Below are 5,812 nucleotides of genomic sequence, written 5' to 3' on the forward strand. Positions count from 1 at the left end.
GGGGGGAGCCGATGGTGCTGGACTGGCGGGCGCCGCTGTCCCGCTCGTTCTACCGGGCCAGCGTCCGCGACCCGCAGGGCGTCTCGACCCGGCGCCGGTTCGGGTTCGTCAAGGGCGAGCTGACCAGTTTCGAGGACGAGCACCTGGACCGCGGCGAGGAGCTGGGCACCAGCAGCCGGATCCTGACCGCGGAGATCGAGCGGCCGCGCGTCGGGCCGATGCGCGACATCGTCGCCACCATCCAGCCGGAGCAGGACGAGCTGGTCCGGGCCGAGCTGGGCGACTCGATCTGCGTGCAGGGCGCGCCGGGCACCGGGAAGACAGCGGTCGGGCTGCACCGGGCGGCGTTCCTGCTCTACCTGCACCGCGAGCGGCTGCGCCGGTCCGGGGTGCTCATCGTGGGGCCGAACACGGCGTTCCTGTCGTACATCTCGGCGGTCCTGCCGACCCTGGGCGAGGTGGAGGTGCAGCAGTCCACGCTGGACGAACTGGTCGGGAGACAGCCGGTCAAGGCGGTCGACCCGGCCGCTGCCGCCCTGGTCAAGAACGACGTGCGCATGGCTGAGGCGCTGAGCGGAGTTCTGTGGAGCCGGATCGGCAAGCCCACCGATTCGATCATGGTGTCGGACGGCTCCTACCGCTGGCGGATAGACATCGAGCCGCTGCGCCGGATCGTCGACGAGGCGCGCCGCGAGGGGTTGCCGTACTCGGTCGGCCGGGAGCGGGTCCGGGCGCGGGTGGTGGGCCTGTTGCAGCGCCAGTCGGAGTACCGCACCGGTAACTCCCCGAGCGAGTCCTGGCTCCGCAAAATGAGCAAGATCGCCCAGGTCACCGAGTTCCTGGAGACCTGCTGGCCCGCCGTCACACCGGAGTCCCTGGTCGCAGGCCTGTTGACCGACCCGTCGGCCGCCGGTGAGCTGCTGACCGAGGAGGAGCAGGACGCCATCCGCTGGGCCAAGCCACCCAAGACGGTCAAGTCAGCGAAGTGGACGGCCGCCGACCTGGTCCTGCTCGACGAGGCCGCGGGGCTGCTGGAGCGGCAGAACAGTTTCGGTCACGTGGTCGTCGACGAGGCGCAGGATCTGTCACCCATGCAGGCCCGCGCGATCGCCCGGCGCAGCGAGCACGGCTCGATCACGCTGCTCGGTGACCTCGCGCAGGGCACCGCGCCGTGGGCCACCACCGACTGGCGGGACATCCTGGCGCACCTGGGCAAGCCGGAGGCGTCGGTCGTACCGCTGACTGTCGGTTTCCGCGTGCCGGAAGCGGTGGTGACCCTGGCGAACCGCCTGCTCCCGGCCCTCGGGGTGAACGTGCCGGAGGCGGTCTCGCTGCGCCGCGACGGTGACCTCGCGGTGATCCCGGTGGCCGATCCCGGCGACCTGGACGCCCGCACGCTCGCCGAGGTGGGCGCCGCGCTGAAGCACGAGGGCTCGGTCGCGGTGATCGCCGCGGACACCGCTGTGGACCGGCTTCGCGGTCATCTCACGGCCGCCGGCATCGAGCACGCGACGCCCGACGACGTCGAGGCCGAGGCGCGCGTCATGGTCGTCCCGGCCACGGTGGTCAAGGGATTGGAGTACGACCATGTCATCGTCCACGAGCCGGCGGACATCGTGGCCGCCGAGCCGCGTGGCCTGAACCGCCTCTACGTGGTGCTCACCCGGGCGGTCACCCGGCTCTCCGTGCTGCACGCCCAGCCGCTGCCGGGACCGCTTAACATCGACTGATGTCCCGCATCGGAGTCATGTTCGACCGCGACCTGTCCCCCGAGGATCTGCCCGCCTTCGCCGCCGCCGTGGAGGAGGCCGGCGCCGACGACCTCTGGGTGGTCGAGGACCTCGGCTGGGCCGGCTCGATCAGCACCGCCGCGCTGGCCCTGGCCGCCACCTCCCGCATCCGGGTGGGCATCGGCATCGCGCCGGCCCCGCTGCGCAGCCCGGCCCTGCTCGCCATGGAGCTGGCCATGCTGGCCCGGGTGCATCCGGGCCGGCTGGTGGCCGGGCTCGGGCACGGCGTGACCGAGTGGATGCGGCAGCTGGGCCTGGAGGCGAAGTCCAAACTGGCCATGCTGGAGGAGACGATCGTCGCGGTGCAGGGCCTGCTGCGCGGCGAGACGGTGACGCTCGCCGGGCGCGAGGTGCACATCGACGGCGTGCGCCTGGTGCACCCGCCGGCCGTGGTGCCGCCGATCGTCACCGGCGTGGTGCGACCGCGTTCGCTGGAGCTCTCCGGCCGGGTCGCGGACGGCACGATCCTGGCCGAGGGCAACGGGCCGGAGCAGCTCGCCGCCGCGCTCACACACATCCGCCGTGGTGGCGCCACCGACGCGCACGAGCTGATCACCTTCACCTGTCTGCACGTCAACAACGATCCGGCGGACGCCGCGAAGGTGACCGGCCCGATGGTCGAGGATCAGGCGAGCGGGCTGGGCGTGCCGCCCTCGGAGGTCTTCTCGCTGATCGGCCCGCTCGCCGAGGTGCCCGGGAAGGTGCGGGCGCTGACCGGCGCCGGCGCGCGGACGATCGTGCTGCGGCCGCTCGGTCCGGACCCGATTCCGCAGGTCCGGGCGGCGCTCACCGCGCTCGGTCGCTGATCAGCCGGGCCATCGCCTCGACCGGCAGCGACGGGTTGCCGGCCGCCGACTCGGCCACCTGCGGGTCCGGGTCGGCGAGCAGCGCGGCGACCCGCTCCGCCGGCAGGGCCGGATGTCCGGCGGCGATCGGCCGGGCCCGTTCGTCGGCGAGGCAGTGTTCCAGCGCCCCGGCCTCCGCGTTCGGGTGCCGCGCGACCTCGCGGAGCGCCTTCGGCACCCGCGGATCACGCCGGGCGAGGTCGAGCAGGAGGTCGCCGGGCGCGTCCGGGTTCGCCGCGACACTGCTCTGCACGCGTACGCCGTGTGTCGCCACCATCCGGCTCAACAGTTCCGCGCCGAGGCCGGGATGTCCGGCCACCGCCGCGACGACCTTGGCGTCCGGGTCGGCGGCCAGCTTGTCGCGCACCTCGGGCGGCAGGTCCCGGCGGGCGGCGAGCAGCATCCGTACCTCCGGATCGGGGTTTTCCGTGAGGTCGAGAACCTCGGCGTAGGTGGCCGCGGCGATCCGGGGCAGCAGGGCCGGACCGATCCGGGTGGTGCGGGCCACCTCGGCCAGCACGTCGAGCGGCAGTCGCGGGTTGTCCGCCAACCGCCTCCGCACCTCGTGGGACGGGTCCGCGGCCAGCCGCCGCATCAGCTCGACCGGCAGCGCCGGGTTGTCCGCCAGGTGGTAGCGCACCCCGGGGACCGGGTCGCCGGCCAGCCGCCCGGCCACCTCGGGCGGCAGATCGGGCCGCGCCGCGAGCGCCCAGCGCAGTGACATGGACGGTTCGTCGGCGAATCCGACCAGGGCGGACATCGGTGTCCCCAAGTTATCCACAGCCCGCTGGCGCAAGCTGTGGACAGCGGATTCGTGGCTGCCGTCGCAGGACATCCCGGGCAGCAGCGTGCAGTCCTCCCGGTCGCAGTGCGGCGCGTGCACGAACGGGATCGGCTCCCGGTCGCAGACCAGGCAGGCCTCCGCCGGTGAATCGTTCGCGACCAGCGCCGCCAGCCGGTCGGGTGGGGTGTCCGGGTTCGCCGCCACCATGATCCGGACCTCGGCGTGCCGGTGCCCGGCGAGGCGCGCGAGCAGCTCCGGATCTGTGGTGTGCAGCGCCAGCTCGGCGACCACCTCGGGATCCGGGTCGGCGGCCAGCACTTCGGAGATCTCGGGCGGTAGGTCCGGGCAGGCGGCCAGCTTCTGCCGGATGTCCGGGTTGGCCTCGGCGGCGAGCCGCCTGGCCCATTCCGGCCGGCCGCGGCCCTCGTCGAGCAGAGCCAGTTGGAGGTACGCCGCCGTCCCCCGCAGGTGCGGGAACACCGACTCCAAATCTTCCGCGGTCAGCCGGCCGTCGCGGGCCAGGACGACGGCGGCACTCTCGGACCGGACGGCCAACGCGCGGACCTGGGCGGTGGTCAGGTCGGTGCGGTAGGCGAGAGCGTGCGCGAGGTCCTCGCCGGCCGGCCCGATCAGGCGGTCGACCAGGGCGGGCGGCAGGGCGGGATTACCGGCCAGCGCCACCAGGAGGTCATCCACGATCGAGCATCCTCGCCGGTCCAGCGTCCCGCCGGAAGCCTTGTGCGGTTGCGGATGGATCTCACTCTCCGGACAAGGCGTGCTCACCTCGTAGACAATAAGGGCTTTTGTCCTCTTCGCGCGCAGCGCGGCCGCCGGCCGTCAGCTCAGCGGTTTCACCCAGCGGGACCACTCGCCCTGCCGGCGATAACCGTACGCGGACCAGATGGCGTGGGCACGCTCGTTCGCGTCGAGCACCACGGCGTCCACACGCGTGCCGCCCAGGCTGCGGAAACGCTCCTCGGCCGCGGCGATCAGGCGCCCGCCGACGCCGGCCCGGCGGCGATCCGGGGCGACCGCGAGCCGATAGAGATGGCAGCGCCAGCCGTCCCACCCGGCGATGATCGTCCCGACGATCCGTCCCTCGTCGACGGCCAGGATCAAGGCCCCCTGATCGTGGGCGTGCAGCGCCTCGATCGCCGCGCGGGTGTCCGGGGGGCGGCTGTCGTTCTCCGCCGCCGTCCGCCAGAAGTCCAGGACCGCCGGCAGTTCCGGCGACCGCGCCACGCGCAGGATCGGTTCGCTCACGGCGGTCACCCTAGAACCGCCCCGCCCACGCCTCGACCCGTTTATCTCACCGCGCCCCCGGCCGGCGATGAGCTGTCTCCGCGGCTGAAGAGTCACCGGCCCGGCCGTTTCGGCTAGAAGACCGACAGTTCGGCCTCGGCGCTGGTGACCGGATGCGACCATGCGGCAATGACCGTTCCATCGCCCGGGGTGCCGAACTGGGTGGATCTGGCCACGTCCGATCTCGACGGCGCCATCCGGTTCTACACGAGCCTGTTCGGCTGGACCGCCGAGGTGTCCGGCCAGGAGTTCGGCGGATACACGACGTTCCTGCTCAACGGCCTCCCGGTGGCCGGGGCGGGGCCGCTGTTCGGCGAGGGGCAGCCGACCGCCTGGAGCACGTACCTGGCGACCGGCGACGCCGACGCGATCGCCGCCCGGGTCGAGGCGGCCGCCGGGAAGGTGCTGGTGCCGCCGTTCGACGTGATGGACCAGGGACGGATGGCGGCGTTCCTCGACCCGTCCGGCGCGCCGTTCAGCGTCTGGCAGCCCGGCACCATGCGCGGCGCCGAAATCTTCGACGTCCCGGGCGCGCTGACCTGGAACGAGCTGAACACCCGGGATGTCGGCGGGGCGCGGAACTTCTACGGCGCGGTCTTCGGGTGGACGTTCCGGCAGGCGCAGATCGGCGGCCTGCCGTACCTGCTCTGCGACGGCCGGCACCGGCCGGTCGCCGGCATCCAGCCGATGATCGGCGAGGGGTGGGCCGACGACGTCCCGCCGTACTGGCTGGTGTACTTCGCGGCGGGGGACTGCGACGTGGCCGCCGAGCACGCGTCGGCCCTGGGCGGCCGGATCGTGAGCCCGCCGACGACGATCGCGATCGGGCGGTACGCGGTGCTCGCCGATCCGCAGGGGGCGACGTTCGCCATCCTCGCCGGCCGTCGGTGATCGCGGGCACGCGACGTTCTCGGGCGGGCGATGGCTTCCGGACACGCGACGTTCTCGGGCCGGCGATGGCTTCCGGACACGCGACGTTCTCGGGCCGGCGATGGCTTCCGGACACGAAAAAGGCCGCCCACCGGGCGGCCTCTTCTCGGCGTGCGACGCCCCGCCCGACGTCGCCGCGGGTCAGCGCAGCAGGTCCGGGA

Annotated in this window: 5 protein-coding genes; 3 read left to right on the top strand and 2 right to left on the bottom strand. The window is 73.2% G+C overall.

Translation table 11 applies throughout. The annotated features are described in order from the left end of the window. Both Asi03nite_RS37080 and Asi03nite_RS37085 read left to right on the top strand, forming a co-directional pair. Nucleotides 1-1,730: HelD family protein (locus Asi03nite_RS37080; RefSeq protein ID WP_203685198.1), on the top strand; the 1,730-nt coding region annotated here is incomplete at its 5' end. Further along, entirely contained in the window at nucleotides 1,730-2,596 is an 867-nt protein-coding gene (locus Asi03nite_RS37085) for an LLM class flavin-dependent oxidoreductase (protein ID WP_203685199.1), read from the top strand. The genes Asi03nite_RS37080 and Asi03nite_RS37085, both read left to right, overlap by 1 nt. On the opposite strand, the gene Asi03nite_RS37090 is transcribed toward Asi03nite_RS37085, so the two are convergent. Both Asi03nite_RS37090 and Asi03nite_RS37095 read right to left on the bottom strand, forming a co-directional pair. Beyond that, nucleotides 2,577-4,115 (bottom strand): ZZ-type zinc finger protein, encoded by a 1,539-nt coding sequence (locus tag Asi03nite_RS37090; protein ID WP_203685200.1) that lies wholly within the window; start codon nucleotides 4,113-4,115, stop codon nucleotides 2,577-2,579. The two genes, Asi03nite_RS37085 and Asi03nite_RS37090, sit on opposite strands and share 20 nt — an antisense overlap. 141 nt (nucleotides 4,116-4,256) lie before the next feature. After that, entirely contained in the window at nucleotides 4,257-4,682 is a 426-nt protein-coding gene (locus tag Asi03nite_RS37095) for a GNAT family N-acetyltransferase (RefSeq protein WP_239103208.1), read from the bottom strand. A gap of 168 nt (nucleotides 4,683-4,850) precedes the next feature. Here Asi03nite_RS37095 and Asi03nite_RS37100 point away from each other — a divergent pair, with 168 nt between their 5' ends. After that, entirely contained in the window at nucleotides 4,851-5,612 is a 762-nt protein-coding gene (locus tag Asi03nite_RS37100) for a VOC family protein (RefSeq protein ID WP_203685202.1), read from the top strand. The last annotated feature ends 200 nt before the right edge of the window (nucleotides 5,613-5,812 follow it).

Source organism: Actinoplanes siamensis (assembly GCF_016862395.1).
Lineage (GTDB): Bacteria > Actinomycetota > Actinomycetes > Mycobacteriales > Micromonosporaceae > Actinoplanes > Actinoplanes siamensis.

Bases quoted from the DNA above. Each gene is read 5' to 3' on its own strand.
- Asi03nite_RS37085 (WP_203685199.1), top strand. From the start codon at position 1,730: ATGTCCCGCATCGGAGTCATGTTCGACCGCGACCTGTCCCCCGAGGAT.
- Asi03nite_RS37100 (WP_203685202.1), top strand. From the start codon at position 4,851: ATGACCGTTCCATCGCCCGGGGTGCCGAACTGGGTGGATCTGGCCACG.